The sequence below is a fragment of the Nocardia sp. NPDC004582 genome, assembly GCF_053602115.1.
In genome coordinates this window covers 1-16742 of sequence record NZ_JBSGCY010000140.1, presented here as the reverse complement: position 1 = coordinate 16742, position 16742 = coordinate 1, and the positions used below count along the sequence as shown (strand labels likewise).

At 69.9% G+C, this 16742-nt stretch carries 13 protein-coding genes, 1 rRNA gene and 2 pseudogenes; 14 read left to right on the top strand and 2 right to left on the bottom strand.

The window, feature by feature from the left end:
• From rrf to ACWELJ_RS28135, 3 genes and pseudogenes are all read left to right on the top strand, one after another.
• Positions 1-91, top strand: a 5S ribosomal RNA gene (gene rrf, locus ACWELJ_RS28145); the annotation flags it as partial.
• 1060 nt (positions 92-1151) lie between these two features.
• A pseudogene (locus tag ACWELJ_RS28140) lies at positions 1152-2153 on the top strand (hypothetical protein); the annotation flags it as partial.
• Between the two features lie 234 nt (positions 2154-2387).
• On the top strand, positions 2388-3287 hold the full coding sequence (locus ACWELJ_RS28135; protein ID WP_452369142.1) for an HAD-IIA family hydrolase: 900 nt from the start codon (positions 2388-2390) through the stop codon (positions 3285-3287).
• A 78-nt stretch (positions 3288-3365) separates the two neighbouring features.
• Here ACWELJ_RS28135 and ACWELJ_RS28130 read toward each other — a convergent pair.
• Positions 3366-3599 (bottom strand): annotated as a pseudogene (locus ACWELJ_RS28130) (SAM-dependent methyltransferase); the annotation flags it as partial.
• Positions 3600-3854: 255 nt separating this feature from the next.
• Between ACWELJ_RS28130 and ACWELJ_RS28125 the strand changes: the two are divergent.
• Genes ACWELJ_RS28125 through recN form a run of 4 tightly spaced genes read left to right on the top strand, consistent with a single transcriptional unit; the run spans position 3855 to position 7725 of the window.
• Complete coding sequence (locus ACWELJ_RS28125) at positions 3855-4112, top strand: hypothetical protein (RefSeq protein ID WP_357095750.1); 258 nt, start codon at positions 3855-3857, stop codon at positions 4110-4112.
• Between the two features lies 1 nt (position 4113).
• The gene (locus tag ACWELJ_RS28120) at positions 4114-5004 is read left to right on the top strand and encodes a TlyA family RNA methyltransferase (protein WP_452369141.1); all 891 of its coding nucleotides are present in this window, start codon (positions 4114-4116) and stop codon (positions 5002-5004) included.
• Complete coding sequence (locus tag ACWELJ_RS28115; protein ID WP_357095744.1) at positions 5001-5966, top strand: NAD kinase; 966 nt, start codon at positions 5001-5003, stop codon at positions 5964-5966. Before ACWELJ_RS28120 ends, ACWELJ_RS28115 begins: the two co-directional genes overlap by 4 nt.
• Entirely contained in the window at positions 5944-7725 is a 1782-nt protein-coding gene (recN, locus tag ACWELJ_RS28110; RefSeq protein WP_452369140.1) for a DNA repair protein RecN, read from the top strand. Before ACWELJ_RS28115 ends, recN begins: the two co-directional genes overlap by 23 nt.
• Before the next feature lie 90 nt (positions 7726-7815).
• Here the strand turns inward: recN and ACWELJ_RS28105 are convergent, their stop codons facing one another.
• Complete coding sequence (locus ACWELJ_RS28105) at positions 7816-8235, bottom strand: SRPBCC family protein (RefSeq protein ID WP_357287026.1); 420 nt, start codon at positions 8233-8235, stop codon at positions 7816-7818.
• Positions 8236-8417: 182 nt separating this feature from the next.
• Between ACWELJ_RS28105 and steA the strand changes: the two genes are divergently transcribed.
• The 7 genes from steA to ACWELJ_RS28070 all read left to right on the top strand — a co-directional run bounded on the left by steA (position 8418) and on the right by ACWELJ_RS28070 (position 16625).
• A complete protein-coding gene (gene steA, locus ACWELJ_RS28100; protein ID WP_452369139.1) occupies positions 8418-9629 on the top strand; it encodes a putative cytokinetic ring protein SteA in 1212 nt (403 codons plus the stop codon).
• Positions 9630-9636: 7 nt separating this feature from the next.
• The gene (locus tag ACWELJ_RS28095) at positions 9637-10560 is read left to right on the top strand and encodes a copper transporter (protein ID WP_452369138.1); all 924 of its coding nucleotides are present in this window, start codon (positions 9637-9639) and stop codon (positions 10558-10560) included.
• Positions 10561-10692: 132 nt separating this feature from the next.
• Positions 10693-12420, top strand: coding sequence for a CTP synthase (locus ACWELJ_RS28090; protein WP_452369137.1), 1728 nt, complete (start codon positions 10693-10695; stop codon positions 12418-12420).
• 131 nt (positions 12421-12551) lie between these two features.
• A complete protein-coding gene (locus ACWELJ_RS28085) occupies positions 12552-13211 on the top strand; it encodes an NUDIX domain-containing protein (protein WP_452369136.1) in 660 nt (219 codons plus the stop codon).
• A gap of 118 nt (positions 13212-13329) precedes the next feature.
• Complete coding sequence (gene xerD / locus ACWELJ_RS28080; RefSeq protein ID WP_452369135.1) at positions 13330-14250, top strand: site-specific tyrosine recombinase XerD; 921 nt, start codon at positions 13330-13332, stop codon at positions 14248-14250.
• A 405-nt stretch (positions 14251-14655) separates the two neighbouring features.
• Positions 14656-15552, top strand: a complete 897-nt coding sequence (locus tag ACWELJ_RS28075) for a ParA family protein (RefSeq protein WP_452369143.1) — start codon at positions 14656-14658, stop codon at positions 15550-15552.
• Positions 15549-16625: a segregation and condensation protein A gene (locus tag ACWELJ_RS28070; protein ID WP_452369134.1), complete on the top strand. Its 1077-nt coding sequence runs from the start codon at positions 15549-15551 to the stop codon at positions 16623-16625. The genes ACWELJ_RS28075 and ACWELJ_RS28070 overlap by 4 nt, the downstream gene beginning before the upstream one ends.
• The last annotated feature ends 117 nt before the right edge of the window (positions 16626-16742 follow it).

The window sequence follows — 16742 nt, the reverse complement described above, 5'->3', positions numbered from 1 at the left end:
GCCCGGTCCCATTCCGAACCCGGAAGCTAAGGCCACCTGCGCCGATGGTACTGCACTCGACAGGGTGTGGGAGAGTAGGACACCGCCGGAACATCCTTCGCGAAAGGGGACCCAATCTTGGGTCCCCTTTCGGCGTTTACCACCCTGTGCTGCGCAGCAGCTCGAGGGCGCGTGATTGAATTTGGGTAGGTGGATCGCCCACCCGCCCTCCTCACGCGCTCTCCAGCGCCGTGGCCGGGTACCGCAGGCTACAAGAACAGAGAGGGATCACCGTGGCGGAGCAGAACGACGGCCGCAAACCCTTCCGCCGCAATGACGGTGGATCCGGACAGGGCGGCTACGGTCGTCGCGAGGACGGCGGACGCCGGGACCAGGGCCGGCCGTCGTACGGCGGTGGTCCGCGTCGTGAGGGCGGCGGCGGCTTCAACCGCGGCCGCGACAATGAGCGCGGTGGCTGGAACCGCTCCGAGGGCGACCGCGATCGCGGCGGCTACCGGGGTGAGGGCCGCACCGGCTCCGACCGCGACCGCGACGGTGGCCGCGGTGGCTTCAACCGCGGTGGCGACCGCGAGGGTGGATTCAACCGCGGCGGTGACCGTCGTGAGGGCGGATTCCGCGGTGGGGAGCGCCGTGAGGGTGGCTTCGACCGTGGTGAGCGTCGCGAGGGTGGCTTCAATCGCGGCGGTGACCGTCGCGAGGGTGGATTCAGCCGTGGTGGTGACCGTCGTGAAGGCGGATTCCGCGGTGGGGAGCGCCGTGAAGGTGGCTTCGACCGTGGTGAGCGTCGCGAGGGTGGCTTCAATCGTGGTGGCGATCGTCGTGAGGGCGGTTTCGATCGTGGCGGTGACCGTCGTGAGGGCGGTTTCGATCGTGGTGAGCGTCGCGAAGGTGGCTTCAGCCGCGGTGGTGACCGTCGTGAGGGCGGATTCCGCGGCGGTGAGCGTCGTGAGGGTGGCTTCAATCGTGGTGGCGATCGTCGCGAGGGCGGTTTCGACCGTGGTGAGCGTCGCGAAGGCGGCTTCCATCGTGGCGGGGATCGTCGTGAGGGCGGATTCGACCGTGGCGGGGATCGTCGTGAGGGCGGGTTCAACCGTGGCGGGGATCGTCGTGAAGGCGGATTCCGTGGTGGGGAGCGCCGTGAAGGTGGCTTCGACCGTGGTGAGCGTCGCGAGGGCGGCTTCAGCCGTGGCGGTGACCGTCGTGAAGGCGGGTTCAACCGGGATCGTGGTGACCGGCGTGAGGGCGGGTTCACTCGCGGTGGCGAGAACCGTGGTGGCGGACGGGGATTCGACCGCGATCGTGGTCCCCGGGAAGACCGTAAGAGCTTCGTGCGGGATGACGCCGCGGCCGAGGGTAAGGATGTCGAGCGGGCCGGGAGCGGCGCGGGCGAGCGGTCGTTCGACGGCGGTCAGGACCGTCGCCGTGGCGGCGAGGGCGCGCGGGTCGGCGGCGGGCGGACCGGTGAGCGCCGGTCGGGTCGTCCCGATGAGCCGGCGCTGCCGGACGACGTGCAGGCCTCCGATCTCGAGCCCGCGGTGCGCCGCGACCTGCTGAGCCTGGACAAGAGCAATGCCGAGTCGGTGGCCCGGCACCTGGTGATGGTGGCGCAGCTGCTGGACGAGGATCCGGAGCTGGCGCTCGAGCACGCGCGGGCGGCGCGGCAGCGGGCCGGACGGATCGCGGTGGTGCGCGAGACCGCCGGTGTCGCGGCCTATCACGCGGGTGAATGGGCCGAGGCGCTGTCGGAGCTGCGGACCGCGCGGCGCATGTCGGGCGGTTCGGGCCTGCTGGCCGTGATGGCGGATTGCGAACGCGGCCTGGGCCGTCCGGAGCGCGCCATCGAGCTGGGCCGCAGCGACGAGGCTCGCGCCCTGCAGGGCGACGAGGCCACCGAGCTGCGCATCGTGGTGGCGGGCGCGCGCATGGATCTGGGTCAGTTCGACCAGGCCGTGGTGACGCTGCAGACCTCGGAGCTGGATCCGGCGCGCACGGGTTCGGCCGCGGCGCGGCTGTTCTATGCCTACGCCGAGGCGCTGCTGGCCGCCGGTCGCGAGGACGAGGCCCTGACCTGGTTCATGAACGCGGCCTCCGCGGACCACGACGGTGAGACCGACGCCGAGGAACGTGCCGCCGAACTCTCCGGGGACGGGGACGCCGACGACGCGGACTGGACCGCGGCCTTCGACGAGGACGACGCCGAAGGCGATGACGAATCGGATTCCGCTGCGGCGGAGCGTGATTCCGATGACGATGGACCGGAGAAGGCGGCGACGCCCGCCGACGGCTCCGAGAACTGAGGACCGGCAAGTGAACTCGACCGTGCGGCAGCGCCACAGCGCAGCCGCACGGTCGTTTCTGTATCTGTGCACAGTGAGAGGGACGGCGTAATGCGACTGCGGGACCGGTTCGAGGCCTTGCTACTGGATCTGGACGGGACGCTGTTCCGCGGCCACGAGCGGATTCCCGGTGCGCCGGAAGCGTTGTCGGCGGGCGCGCCCGAGCAGCGGCTGATGTATGTCACCAACAATGCCAGCCGTTCGGCGGACGCGGTGGCGCTGCATCTGCGCGAGCTGGGTTTCGACGCCCACGAGGACGAGGTGGTGACCAGTGCGCAGGCGGCCGCGCGGCTGCTGGCGCAACGCATTCCGCCGGGGTCCAGCGTGCTCGTGGTCGGCACCGACGATCTGATGTCGGAGGTCGAGAACGTGGGCCTGCAGGCGATCCGTCGCTTCGACGGCCTGCTGCCCAGCGCCGTGGTGCAGGGCCATTCGCCGCACACCGGCTGGCCGGATCTGGCCGAGGCCGCCTACGCGCTGCGATCGGGTGCGCTGTGGGTGGCCGCCAACACCGACGCCACGCTGCCCACCGAACGCGGCCTGGCGCCGGGCAACGGGTCCATGGTCGCGGCGCTGCGGCACGCGTCCGGGCTGGAGCCGATCGTGGCGGGCAAGCCGTACGCGCCGCTGATGGAGGACGCGCTGGAACGGGCGGGCACCCGTGACGCGCTGGTGGTCGGCGACCGGCTCGACACCGATATCGACGGCGCCCACGCCACCGGCCTGGCGTCGTTCCTGGTCCTCACCGGCGTGAGCACGCTCGAGGATCTGCGTAACCAGCCCGCCGATCGCATGCCGACCTATGTCGCCGAATCCCTGGACGCCCTGAACCAGCCGGTCGCCGATCTCGATCCGGTGGTACCGGGCGAGGGCGATATCGACGAGGCGATCGCCGACCGTCTGGCCAAGGCGCCCGGCCGCGCGATCACGATCCGATCCATCCAGCGCTAGGAGTAAGGCCTCACAACGGTTTTCGCGCCTCGAACAAGGTAAGCGCCGAATACGCGTCGAAGGGGCCGTCCGTCAGTAGCCGCCGGGTTCGAGCACCCGCGCGATCTCGCTCCACCAGACGGTGGCGGGATGGCTACTCGTCACCAGGTCGAAGGCGGCGGCGGTCGAACGGCAGCGCGGTGGTTCGTCCGGCCCGGCGACCACCACCGCGCCGCGTGGATGCAACAGCGGGGTCGCCTCGGCCGGATTCGGCGGCCACGATTCGGTGGCGACCATGGTCGGCGGGAACACGGCGGTCTCGGCGATCAGTTCCTCGAAGTCGCTGTCCATTCGCCTCATCTCGGCAGCTGCCCGCGACGGGTTTTCCGGGCAACACGCGCGAGCGCGTGGGGTAAGCCCGGTGGTCGGCGGGGCCGCCCCGGTCGGCGGGGGGATCGGGATGCGGCGGGGTACGTGTGTTCGAATGCGGGTTCGGGTAGCGTTATCGCCACGATGACTATGCCCACGCCTCGACCGCCGATTCCCGCGCCGGGACAACACCCCGGCACGCCCGGAGGACACCCCGGTATGCCGGGGCCCCGTCCGGGCGCGCCGCTGCCGGGACAGCATCTGGCGGGCGCGAATCAGGAGTTCGCCGACCCGGATCGGGTCCGGACCGAGGTGGACGCGCTGCTGGCCGAATTGTCGGCGGGCGCGCCGAATCCGGGCTTCCCGGGCGCGCCGAGCGTGCACTCGGAGGGCACCGATATCGTGCGCCGCGCCAAGATTCTGGAGCAGGCGCACGAGGTGCTGGTGCAGGCGCTGGCCACGGTGGACAAGATCTGAGGTGGCCAGGCGCGCGCGGGTGGACGCGGAACTGGTTCGCCGCGGATTGGCGCGGTCGCGGGAACACGCGGTCGAGCTGATCAACGCGGGCCGCGTCCTGATCAATGGGTCGGTCGCCACCAAACCGGCGACCGGAGTCGAAACGAGCACCCCCCTGCTGGTGCGGGAGCAGCCCGACGAGGTGCAGTGGGCCTCGCGGGGTGCGCACAAGTTGCTGGGCGCGCTCGAGGCGTTCGAGCCGCAGGGCGTGTCGGTGGACGGCAAACGCTGCCTGGACGCGGGCGCGTCCACCGGCGGTTTCACCGATGTGCTGCTGACCAAGGGCGCGAAAGAGGTGGTGGCCGCCGATGTCGGCTACGGCCAGCTGATCTGGCGGCTGCAGAACGACGATCGCGTCCAGGTGCACGATCGCACCAATGTGCGGGCGCTGACGCCCGAACTCATCGGCGGCACCGTCGAACTGGTGGTCGCGGACCTGTCGTTCATCTCCCTGGGGCTGGTGCTGCCCGCGCTGGCCGCCTGCTGCGCGCCGGGCGCGGATCTGCTGCCGATGGTGAAACCGCAGTTCGAGGTGGGCAAGGAGCGGGTGGGTTCCGGTGGCGTGGTGCGGGATCCGGCGTTGCGCGCCGAGGTGGTGCGCGAAGTCGCCGCCGCGGCGGCCGCACTCGGTTTGCGCACGCGCGGCGTGACGGCCAGCCCGCTGCCCGGTCCGTCCGGGAACGTGGAGTATTTCCTGTGGCTGCGCAAGGAGTCCGCGCCGGCCCGGCCCGACGCGGCCGAACCGGTGGCGACCGGCGCGGGCGCGGGCGTCGGTGCGGCCGCCTACGATGCTGACGAGGCGGCGCGTGTGGCGGCGCTGATCGAGCGTGCGGTGCAGGAGGGTCCACAGTGAACGCGGCGAGCCCGGCCAGGGAAGTGCTGCTGGTCGCGCATCCGGGACGCCCGGAGATCACCGATACCGCGCATCGGGTCGCGAAGATCCTGTGCGGAGCCGGAATCGGGCTGCGGGTGCTCGAGGACGAGGCCTACAGCACCCGCTTCGACGTCGATGACGACGGCGCCTCCAACGGCTACCCGATGCGGGTGATGACGCACGACCTGGTGGCCGCGGTCGGCACCGAGATGGTGCTCGCGCTCGGCGGCGACGGCACGTTCCTGCGCGCCGCCGAACTCGCGCGCGCCGCGTCGGTGCCGGTGCTCGGAATCAACCTGGGCCGCATCGGTTTTCTCACCGAAGCCGAGGCCGAACACCTCGACGAGGCGCTCTCGCAGGTGGTGCGGCGCGACTACACCGTCGAGGAACGGATGACCATCGACGTCTCCGTGCGCGTCGACGACACGGTGGTGGAACGCGGCTGGGCGCTGAACGAGGCCAGCATCGAGAACGCCGCCCGCATGGGCGTGCTGGAGGTGGTCCTCGAGGTCGACGGCCGCCCGGTGTCGGCGTTCGGCTGCGACGGTGTGCTCATCGCCACGCCGACCGGGTCCACCGCCTACGCCTTCTCGGCGGGCGGTCCGGTGGTGTGGCCGGAACTCGAAGCGCTGCTGGTGATTCCGTCCAATGCCCACGCTCTGTTCGCGCGGCCCCTGGTGACCAGCCCGGATTCGCTGATCGCGGTGGAGACGGTGGCGACCGGACACGACGCGATTGTTTTTCTCGACGGCCGACGCACCCTCGCATTGCCGCGGGGCGGCCGGGTCGAGACGGTCCGCGGGACCGAACCGGTGCGGTGGGTTCGGCTCGATTCCGCGCCGTTCGCCGATCGGATGGTGCGCAAATTCCAGTTGCCCGTGACAGGCTGGAGAGGCCGACAGCGGACGGAGAGCACGAGTGCTGACAGAGATCAGGATTGACGGGCTGGGCGTAATTTCCACCGCCACCGCACAATTCCACGAAGGTTTGACCGTTTTGACCGGTGAGACCGGTGCGGGCAAGACGATGGTGGTGACGAGCCTGCATTTGCTCAGCGGCGCCCGCGCCGACGCGGGCCGGGTGCGCCTGGGGGCTTCGCGAGCGGTGGTGGAGGGCCGCTTCACCGTCGACGAGGTGCACGACGGCGCCCTCGGCGAGGTGGAGGAGGTGCTGGAATCCACCGGGGCCGAACGCGATGACGACGGCAGCATCATCGCCGTCCGCACGGTCGGCAGCGACGGCCGCTCCCGCGCCCACCTGGGCGGGCGGTCCGTGCCGGCCTCGGTGCTCTCGGATTTCACCGGTCCGCTGCTGACCGTGCACGGCCAGAACGACCAGCTGCGACTGCAGCGCCCGGATCAGCAGTTGCACGCGCTGGACCAGTTCGCCTCCGACACCGTCGCGCCGCTGCTGACCAAATACCAGAAGGCCCGAAAGGCCTGGCTGGACAAGCGCAATCAGCTGCTGGAACGCACCGCGCGCAGCCGGGAGCTGGCCCTCGAGGCCGATCATCTGACCCAGTCGCTGGCCGAGATCGACGCCATCGCACCCGAACCCGGCGAGGACGAGCAGCTGGTCGGGGAGGTGCGCCGGCTCTCGGATCTGGATTCGCTGCGCGAGGCGGCCTCCACCGCGCACGACGCGCTGGCCGGGCCCGCCGATTCGCCGGGCGAGTCCTCCGGTGCGCTGGATCTGCTGGGCACCGCGCGCGCTCGCATCGAGGCGTCCGACGATCCCAAGCTGTCCGAGCTGGGTCCCCGCCTGGGCGAGGCGATTTCGGTGATCGTGGATCTGACCACCGAACTCAGTTCCTACCTGTCGGATCTGCCGTCGGATCCGGGCGCGCTGGAGTCCATGCTCACCCGGCAGGCCGAGCTGAAGACGCTGACCCGCAAGTACGCGCCCGATATCGACGGCGTCATCAAGTGGGCCGACGAGGCGCGCACCCGCCTGGAGTCCCTGGATGTGTCGGAGGAGGCGCTGGCCGCGCTGTCGGCCGAGGTCGAGACCGCCGCGGAGAAGGTGCGCGAGACCGCCCGCAAGCTGAGCGCAGCGCGCGCCAAGGCCGCCGGGAAACTGGCCGCGGCGGTGAGTACCGAACTGGGCGGGCTGGCCATGGGACGCGCCCGGCTCGAGGTCGGCGTCGGTCCGATCCTGGCGGGCGTGCAGGATTCGGCGCCGCTGGTCATCGACGGCAAGGAACTGCACGCCGGGTCCACCGGTGTCGACGAAGTGGAGTTCCGCCTGGCCGCGCATTCCGGCGCGCATCCGCTGCCATTGAGCCGCAGCGCTTCCGGCGGTGAGCTCTCGCGCATCATGCTGGCGCTGGAAGTGGTGCTGGCCAGTTCCGAGCACGGCACCACCATGGTGTTCGACGAGGTCGACGCCGGTGTCGGTGGCCGTGCGGCCGTCGAGATCGGCCGCCGCCTGGCGCAATTGGCCCGCACCCATCAGGTCATCGTGGTCACCCACCTGCCGCAGGTGGCGGCGTTCGCCGACACCCATCTGGTGGTCGACAAGCTCGACGACGGCCAAGCCGTGAAATCGGGCGTGAAGGCCTTGACCCAGGACGAGCGGGTGGTGGAGCTGGCCCGCATGCTGGCGGGCATGGGCGATACCGAAACCGGCCGGGCGCACGCCTGGGAGCTGCTCACCACCGCGCACGCCGAGAAGGTCGGCGCGGCCGCCTCCGGCGCGTAGGACCGCTCCCCGCGACGACGAACCGGCCGGGCCCCGTTGGGGTCCGGCCGGTTTCTTGTCGTGCGCTGACCGCGTCTGACGAGCGGTGTCCTACTTGACGGCCTTGCGCACGCCGCCGATGAGGGCGTTGGTGAGGGCGCGCAGGCCGGGTTCGAGGATCTGGGCGGGGAGCGGGAGGCTCGGCTCGGATTCCATGGTGTAGACGACCCGGGTGCCGCCGGGCGCGTCGGAGAAGGCGATGGTGCCGACGTGCCGCTTGACCGGGGCGCCCGCGATGACGCGGTAGACCATGCGCTCACCGGGGACGAGCTCGGTGGTCTCCTCGGTCGGGCCGATGCCGGCGATGCCGAGCTGGTACTGGGCGCCGACGCCGGACGGGCTGCCGATGCCCGGCTTCTTCAGCGAGATCTTGATGGGCAGAAAGGGATTGAGGCTGTCGCGCTCGGAGAAGAGTTTGTACACGACGTCGCGGGGGGCGGGAATGACGGTGTCGACCGTGGTGCTGGCCATGACGGCATTGTCTCCTTTCGTGCCGGTGCTCGGAGCATATCCTTACCGGCCGGTAAGAAGATAGCCGCGAACCGGACAACCTGCGGCTGCCGGGACTCGAGCAACATTTCGGCGATCGAATGATGATGCTGACCGGCGCGCCTCCACCATGGGTTGAGAGTTTGGGGTGATCATCGGTCGCTATGAAGATGATGGGCCTGCTGTCGCGCAATACCGAAACGCTGCCGGGTCTGACCGGGATGGCCCGGGTGGACCGCAACACCAGGCGTTTGCTGCAGCGCGTGGGCCCGGGGGATGTGGTCGTCCTCGACGAGTGCGACCTCGACCGGCTCACCGCCGACCGGCTGGTCGAGGCCCAGGTCGCGGTGGTGGTCAACGCCTCGCCCTCGATCTCCGGGCGCTACCCGAACCTGGGCCCGGAAGTGCTGGTGGCCAACGGCATTCAGTTGCTGGACGCGGTCAGCTCGGACGTGTTCAAGAAGATCAAGGATGGCGCCAAGGTGCGCGTCGAGGGCGCCGTCGTCTACGCCGACAAGCTGTCGAAGAAGGAGCCCGAGGCCCTCGTGGAGGGCATCGAACTCACCGACGAGACCATCGCCGAGCGCATGATCGAGGCCCGCAACGGGCTCGCCGACCACCTGGAAGCGTTCTCCGGCAACACCATAGAGTTCATCCGCACCGAGTCCTCCTTGCTCATCGACGGCATCGGCGTGCCCGATGTCGAGGTCGAGATGAAGAAGCGGCATGTCGTGGTGGTGGCCGACGGTCCCGAGCACATCGAGGACCTCAAGCGCATCAAGCCGTTCATCAAGGAGTACGCCCCGATCCTGATCGGCGTGGGCCGCGGCGCGGACACCCTGACCCGCCACGGGTATCGCCCCGACCTGATCGTCGGCGATCCGGAGGAGATCACCGCCACCACGCTCAAGTGCGGCGCGGAGGTGATCCTGCCCGCCGACACCGACGGCCACGCCAAGGGGCTCGAGCGCATCCAGGATCTGGGCATCGGCGCGACCACCTTCCCGTCCTCGGGCGCGCCGTCGGACCTGGCGCTGCTGCTGGCCGACCATCACGGCGCGTCGCTGATCGTGACCGTCGGCGCGGCGGCATCGCTGGACGACTTCTTCGACCGCGGCCGCCGCGACTCCAATCCGGCGACCTTCCTGACCCGGCTCAAGATGGGCACCAAGCTCATGGACGCCAAGGCCGTGGCCTCGCTGTACCGGCACCGGGGTTCGGGCTGGGCGATCGCGCTGGTGGTGCTGGCCGCGCTGGTGGCCCTGGTGGTCGCGGTGCTGGCCACGCATATGGGCGGGGAAGCGGTGACCTGGATGTCCGACACCTGGGATCGCGGCTGGCACTGGGTGGAGCGGCTATTGGACCGGCAAAAGTAGGGGACCGATGATTTCTTTTCGCCACCACGCGATTTCGATCGCCGCGGTATTCCTGGCCCTGGCGGTGGGCGTGGTGCTGGGCACCCGGACGCAAGGCAACGGGTTGTTCTCCGGCACGGGCGAGCGGCAGCAGGTCGGTGACCTGCGAGCCGAGAACGGACGGCTGAACGAACAGGTGAAGGCGGCCGACGCCTTCCTGTCCGGTGCGGCCGGCAAATTGCTGACCGGGGCTCTGGCCAACCGGTCGGTTCTCATCTTCACCACACCCGACGCCGAAAGCGGCGACGTCGACGCGGTCAGCGCCGCGCTCACCACCGCCGGGGCCGCGGTCACCGGCCGCGTCGGCCTCAGCGGCGCGTTCACCGACTCCTCCGAAGGCGATCGGCTGCGCACCGCGCTGGTGAACATGGTGCCCGCGGGCGCTCAACTGAAGGTCGACGCCGTCGATCAGGGCAGCCTCGCGGGCGATCTGCTCGGACAGGTACTGCTCCTCGATCCCGGCACCGGGCAGCCGCGCGGCACCCAGCAGGAGCGCGGCCTCGCCCTCGAGACGCTGCGCGGCGGCGGCTTCCTGACCCCCGCCGGCGACGTACAGCCCGCGCAACTGGCCGTCGTGGTCACCGGCGACGGCGCGCGGGCCGAGGAGAACAACCGGGGCACCATCATCGCCCGATTCGCGGGCGGGCTGCGGTCCCACAGCGCCGGCGTGGTGCTGGCGGGTCGCTACGGGGCCGCCGAGGGGCCGGGCGCCATCGCGGTGGCCCGTTCCGAGCTCGGGCTGGCCGCGGTCACCACCGTCGACAACGCCGATCGCGAGATCGGTCGGATCACCACCGTGCTCGGGCTGACCGAGCAGCTGAACGGCGGTACCGGTCGTTACGGCACCGGCGCGAAGGCGACCTCGCTCACAGTCGCCGCCATGCCGCACTGACCGCCGTGAACGCAAAGTCGACGCCGAGCACCGGAAAGGTTGCCCGCGACACGCGGAATCGAGCCAATCGCGGGCAACCGAACACGCGTGGCATGCGATCAGCCTCCGCAATCCGTGTTACCGTGAAGACCCGTGGGTAATTCACGGATTCCGGCGCGCGCGGCCACGAAACACATCTTCGTCAGCGGCGGTGTCGCCTCTTCACTCGGCAAGGGTCTGACCGCCTCCAGCCTCGGTCAGCTGCTGACGTCGCGCGGTTTGCGCGTCACCATGCAGAAGCTGGATCCGTACCTGAACGTCGATCCCGGCACCATGAACCCCTTCCAGCACGGTGAGGTGTTCGTGACCGAGGACGGCGCGGAGACGGACCTCGACGTCGGCCACTACGAACGGTTCCTGGACCGCGATCTGTCCGGGGACGCCAATGTCACCACCGGCCAGGTGTACTCGAAGGTGATCGCCAAGGAGCGTCGCGGCGAGTACCTCGGCGACACCGTGCAGGTGATCCCGCACATCACCGACGAGATCAAGAGCCGCATCCTCGCGATGACCGGTCCGGATCTGCACGGGCAGGCGCCCGATGTGGTGATCACCGAGATCGGTGGCACCGTCGGCGATATCGAGTCGCAGCCGTTCCTCGAGGCGGCGCGCCAGATCCGCCACGAGGTGGGTCGCGACAACTGCTTCTTCCTGCATGTCACGCTGGTGCCCTACCTGGGCCCCTCGGGCGAGCTCAAGACCAAGCCGACCCAGCACTCGGTGGCGGCGCTGCGCAATATCGGTATCCAGCCCGACGCGCTGATCCTGCGCTGCGACCGCGACGTGCCGCAGCCGCTGAAGAACAAGATCGCGCTCATGTGCGACGTGGATGTGGACGCCTGCATCTCGACGCCGGACGCGCCGTCGATCTACGACATTCCGAAGGTGCTGCACCGGGAGGGCTTGGACGCGTACGTGGTCCGCAAGCTCGGGCTGCCCTTCCGCGACGTGGACTGGACGGTCTGGGGCGATCTGCTGGACCGCGTGCACAACCCGCGCGAAGAGGTCACCGTCGCGCTGGTCGGCAAGTACGTGGACCTGCCGGACGCCTACCTGTCGGTCACCGAGGCGCTGCGCGCGGGCGGTTTCGCCTCGCGGGCCAAGGTGAACATCCGCTGGGTGCAGTCCGACGAGTGCGAGACCGAGGCCGGCGCCCGCTCGCACCTGGCCGACGTCGACGCCATCCTGATCCCCGGCGGCTTCGGCATCCGCGGCATCGAGGGCAAGGTGGGCGCGATCCGCTTCGCCCGCGAGCACAAGATTCCGCTGCTGGGCCTGTGCCTGGGCCTGCAGTGCGTGGTCATCGAGGCGGCGCGCTCGGTGGGTATGAAGGACGCCAACTCCGCGGAGTTCGAGCCCGACACCAAGTACCCCGTCATCTCGACCATGGCCGATCAGGAACAGATCGTGGCCGGTGAGGCCGACCTGGGCGGCACCATGCGCCTGGGCGCGTATCCGGCTGTGCTGCAGCAGGATTCGCTGGTCGCGCAGGCCTACGGCGAGACCGAGGTCTCCGAGCGGCACCGCCACCGCTACGAGGTCAACAACACCTTCCGCGACAAGATCGCCAAGAGCGGCCTGACGTTCAGCGGCACCTCCCCGAACGGCCACCTGGTCGAGTTCGTGGAGTACCCGCAGACCCAGCACCCGTTCCTGGTCGCCACCCAGGCGCACCCGGAACTCAAGTCCCGCCCGACCCGCCCGCACCCGCTCTTCGCGGCGCTCATCTCGGCGGCGCTGGATTACAAGGCGGCCGAACGCCTCCCGGTCGAGATCCCGGCCGAGGCCCCCGCGCCGGAAGCGGAGAAGGTCGCCAAGTAGTTCTCCGCCGAGGCCGACAGCCCGAAACCGCCCGAGCGCCGAGCGCGCTGGGCGGTTTCGCATGTCGGCACCTGCCCACGACGGGCTAGCGCTGTCGCGGGCCGCACGGCGATTCGCGCTACGGTTCTCTGATGACGTCCTCCGGTCCGGTTCCCGGTTCACACGAATTCGATGTTCTGTCCAGTCGCGCCGTGTATTCGGGGGCGATTCTGGCGCTGCGGCTGGACCAGGTGGTCATGCCCGGCGGGAAGGTGGCCGAGCGGGAGGTGATCGAGCATCATGCGGCGGTCGCGGTGGCGGCGCTGGACGAGGACGAGAATCTGGTGCTGATCAATCAGTATCGGCATCCGATCGGACGGCGGCTGCTGGAGTTGCCGGCGGGGTTGCTGGACCAGCAGGGGGAGGATCCGCTGGAAGCGGCCAAGCGGGAGCTGGCCGAGGAGACGGGGCTGGCGGCGCGGGAATGGGCGGTGCTGGTGGATGTGGCGCTGTCGCCGGGGTTCACCGATGAGGCGCTGCGGGTGTACCTCGCCACCGGGCTGTACGAAACCGACCGGCCCGACCCGGAAATGGAGGAGGCCGACCTCCAACTGCTGCGCATGCCCTTGGCCGAAGCGGTGCGAGCGGCGCTGGCCGGGGAGATCACCAATGCCACCGCGGTCGCCGGGGTCACCGCGCTGATGACGGCGCGCGCTACCGGGGCCCAGCTGCGGCCGGCCGACGCGCCGTGGCCCGGCATGCCGACGGCCTTCCTGGACCGCAAGGCGCGGGGAGGGTCGGCCGCCCACTGAGTTCGGCTGCGCGGCACGTCGAGTGTGGCTGCGCGGTAAGTCCCGATTGGGAAACTTGTTCTGTTTGCCAGGGTTTGGCTGACGGAGTTCGTCGGTGGCTGCTGCCATGATGTGAGCCGTGCTGAAGCGGCAGATCGACGCGTACCTCGACCATCTGGCGGTCGAGCGCGGCGCCGCGCGCAACACGCTCAGCGCTTACCGCCGGGATCTGGGCCGCTACCGGCACTTCCTGACCGAGCGCGGGGTGGAAACGCTTGCGCGCGTGGCCGAATCGGACATCGCCGACTATATGGTGTCGCTGCGGTCCGGTGACGCCGAGCATCCCGCGCTGGCGGCGTCCTCGGCGTCGCGGGCCCTGGTCGCGGTGCGCGGGCTGCACCGGTTCGCCACGGCGGAGGGGATCACCGACGCGGACGTGGCGCATCCGGTGAAACCGCCCACACCCGCCCGCCGGCTGCCCAAAGCCCTTCCTTACGACCAGATCTCGCGGCTGCTCGACGCGGCCGGCGGCGACCTCGCCGACGGGCCCCGCGGGCTGCGGGATCGGGCACTGCTGGAGTTGCTGTACTCGACGGGCGCGCGCATCTCCGAAATCGTGGGCTTGGATGTGGACGATATCGACGCCGCCGAGCGCGCGGTCGTGCTGCGCGGCAAGGGCGGCAAGCAGCGCATGGTCCCGATCGGCCGTCCCGCCCTGGCCGCGCTGGACAACTACCTGGTCCGCGGCCGCCCCGACCTGTCCGCGCGCGGCCGCGGCAACAGCGCCCTGTTCCTCAACCATCGCGGCGGCCGGCTGTCCCGCCAGACCGCTTGGCAGGTCCTGCAATCCGCGGCCGAACGAGCCGGCATCGCCGCGCAGGTGTCGCCGCACACCCTGCGCCACTCGTTCGCGACCCATCTGCTCGACGGCGGCGCGGATGTCCGGGTCGTGCAGGAATTGCTGGGCCACGCCTCGGTGACCACCACGCAGATCTACACCCTGGTCACGGTCGGCACGCTGCACGAGGTCTGGGCGACCGCGCACCCGCGCGCGCGGTGAGAATGCCGCGCGGCTCCCGGAAGCCGCTGTCCTCGAAGGGACTCCGCCGCCCGGGCTCGCGGCGCAGTTGCGCCATACTCGTATCCTCCAATTCCGCCGATTCCGGTTTATCCGCTGCTTCGGGCGCGGAACATGACCCTGAACCCGTAACCTGCTGTGCCACAGTGCAACGAGACGTCCCGGACCGGTCCTCGGCCCGGCTCGGGCGTCCGTACCGGGTCTGAAGTGCAGGTTTAGGGTGCGTGTCCGAACGTTGGTCTCGCGCGAACAGGCGGTAGCGTCTAGGAGGAACCCGATCGCACACGCGGCCGGGTGCGTCGTCCATTCCAGGCCGGTGGGCGGGGCAAGGGCAGGAACGTCGAAGGAGCAGCGGACGTGACGACTACCGGTGGTGCGGGCCAGCGGATCGAAACCGCCGCGCAAACACTGTGGGAGGCACCCGATGTGGTGTCCGACGGCAAAGAGGTCGGTCCCACCGGACGCCCGCTGCGCGAGATCCCCGAACCGGCCGAAGCGGACCACACCGGCCCCGCGCTGATCGTCGCCATGTGTAATCAGAAGGGCGGCGTCGGCAAGACCACCTCGACCATCAATCTCGGTGCGGCGCTGGCGGAATACGGGCGCAAGGTGCTGCTGGTGGACCTGGACCCGCAGGGCGCGCTGTCGGCGGGACTCGGTGTGGCGCACCACGATCTGAACGTCACCGTGCACAACCTGCTCGTCGGACCCGGCAAGGTGAATCCCGACGACGTGTTGATGAACACCAAAGTCGACGGCATGGATCTGCTGCCCAGCAATATCGACCTCTCGGCCGCGGAGATCCAGCTGGTCAACGAGGTCGGCCGCGAACAGACCCTGGGTCGCGCCCTGGCGCCGCTGCGCGACCGCTACGACTACATCCTCATCGACTGCCAGCCGTCGCTGGGCCTGCTCACCGTGAACGCCCTGGCCTGCGCCGACGGCGTCATCATCCCGATGGAATGCGAGTACTTCTCGCTGCGCGGACTGGCCCTGCTCAACGACACCGTGGAGAAGGTGCGGGACCGGCTGAATCCGGAGCTGACCCTGTACGGCATCGTGGTCACCATGTTCGATGCCCGCCTATTGCATTCGCGCCAGGTCATGACGCGCGTGGTCGAGGTGTTCGGCGACCTCGTGTACGACACCGTGATCTCGCGGACCGTCCGCTTCCCCGACGCCAGCGTCGCGGGTGAGCCCATCACCACGTGGGCGCCGAAATCCGGTGGCGCGGAAGCCTATCGGGCCATGGCCCGGGAAGTCATCCAGCGGTCGGGCCGTTGAGCGATCCTTTCGACCCGGAGTCCGCGCACGACCCGGCGGACCCGGATATCAGCATGCCCGGGGACGGGTCGGCGGTGCTGAGCGACATCGTCGGCGCTGGTGAGGACCATGCCGGTGCTGGTGAGGACACTGTCGGCACGGATGAGAACGTTGCCGAGGATGCCGCGGCCGATGCGGACGCAGTCGGTGACGATGCGGCCGGGCCTGTCACGGCGGCAGCCGCTGTCGCCGCATCGGATGATTCGGGCAAAGCGGGCAAGTTTCATCTGAAGCTGGCCAACTTCGAGGGCCCCTTCGACCTGCTGCTGCAGCTGATCAGCTCCCGGCGCCTGGACGTCACCGAGATCGCGCTGCACAAGGTGACCGACGAATTCATCGCCCACACCAAGGCGCTCACCGCCCGATTGTCCGAGGTGCAGGGCCTGCGCGCGGACAAGGTGCTGGATCAGACCACCGAATTCCTGCTCATCGCGGCCACCCTGCTGGATCTGAAGGCGGCCCGGCTGCTGCCCTCGGGCGAGGTGTCCGACGAGGACGACCTGGAATTGCTGGAGGCGCGCGACCTGCTGTTCGCCCGGCTGCTGCAGTACCGGGCCTTCAAGCAGGTGGCGGAGCTGCTCGGGGAGCTGGAGGCGGCGGCGCTGCAACGCTATCCGCGGGCGGTCTCGCTCGAGGAGCGGTATCTGGCGCTGCTGCCGGAAGTTACGCTGGGGGTGGACGCCGCGGGATTCGCGGAGGTCGCCGCCACGGTGTTCCGGCCGCGTCCGAAACCGCGGGTGGGGCTGGATCACATCCACGCCCACACCATCTCGATCGCCGAACAGGCCGCCCTGGTGCTGGAGATGCTCAAGAACGCGGGCGCGGGCGGCTGGACGACCTTCCACGAACTCTGCGCCGACTGCGAGCACCCGATCCAGATCGTGGCCCGCTTCCTCGCGCTGCTCGAGCTCTACCGCGGCAAGACCATCGAGTTCGACCAGCCCGACCCGCTGGGCCCGCTGTCGATCAGCTGGATCGGCGAACTCGAAGACCAACCAGCCCAACCGGTGACGATCGAAGAGGACTACGGGTGACCGAGGTGCAGAACGTGGGCGACGACGCGCAGAACCCGCCCTCCGGTGGCCACGCCGCGCCCCAGCCGACCCTGGCCGAGCGAATCGTGGCCGAGGCGGCCGCGGCTGCGAAGGCCG

What these genes read in the sequence shown, in the direction of transcription:
- ACWELJ_RS28125 (WP_357095750.1), top strand. Translation starts at nt 3,855, where the DNA reads ATGCCGGGGCCCCGTCCGGGCGCGCCGCTGCCGGGACAGCATCTGGCG.
- ACWELJ_RS28095 (WP_452369138.1), top strand. Translation starts at nt 9,637, where the DNA reads ATGATTTCTTTTCGCCACCACGCGATTTCGATCGCCGCGGTATTCCTG.
- ACWELJ_RS28105 (WP_357287026.1), bottom strand. Translation starts at nt 8,235, where the DNA reads ATGGCCAGCACCACGGTCGACACCGTCATTCCCGCCCCCCGCGACGTC.
- ACWELJ_RS28135 (WP_452369142.1), top strand. Translation starts at nt 2,388, where the DNA reads ATGCGACTGCGGGACCGGTTCGAGGCCTTGCTACTGGATCTGGACGGG.
- steA (WP_452369139.1), top strand. Translation starts at nt 8,418, where the DNA reads ATGAAGATGATGGGCCTGCTGTCGCGCAATACCGAAACGCTGCCGGGT.
- ACWELJ_RS28085 (WP_452369136.1), top strand. Translation starts at nt 12,552, where the DNA reads ATGACGTCCTCCGGTCCGGTTCCCGGTTCACACGAATTCGATGTTCTG.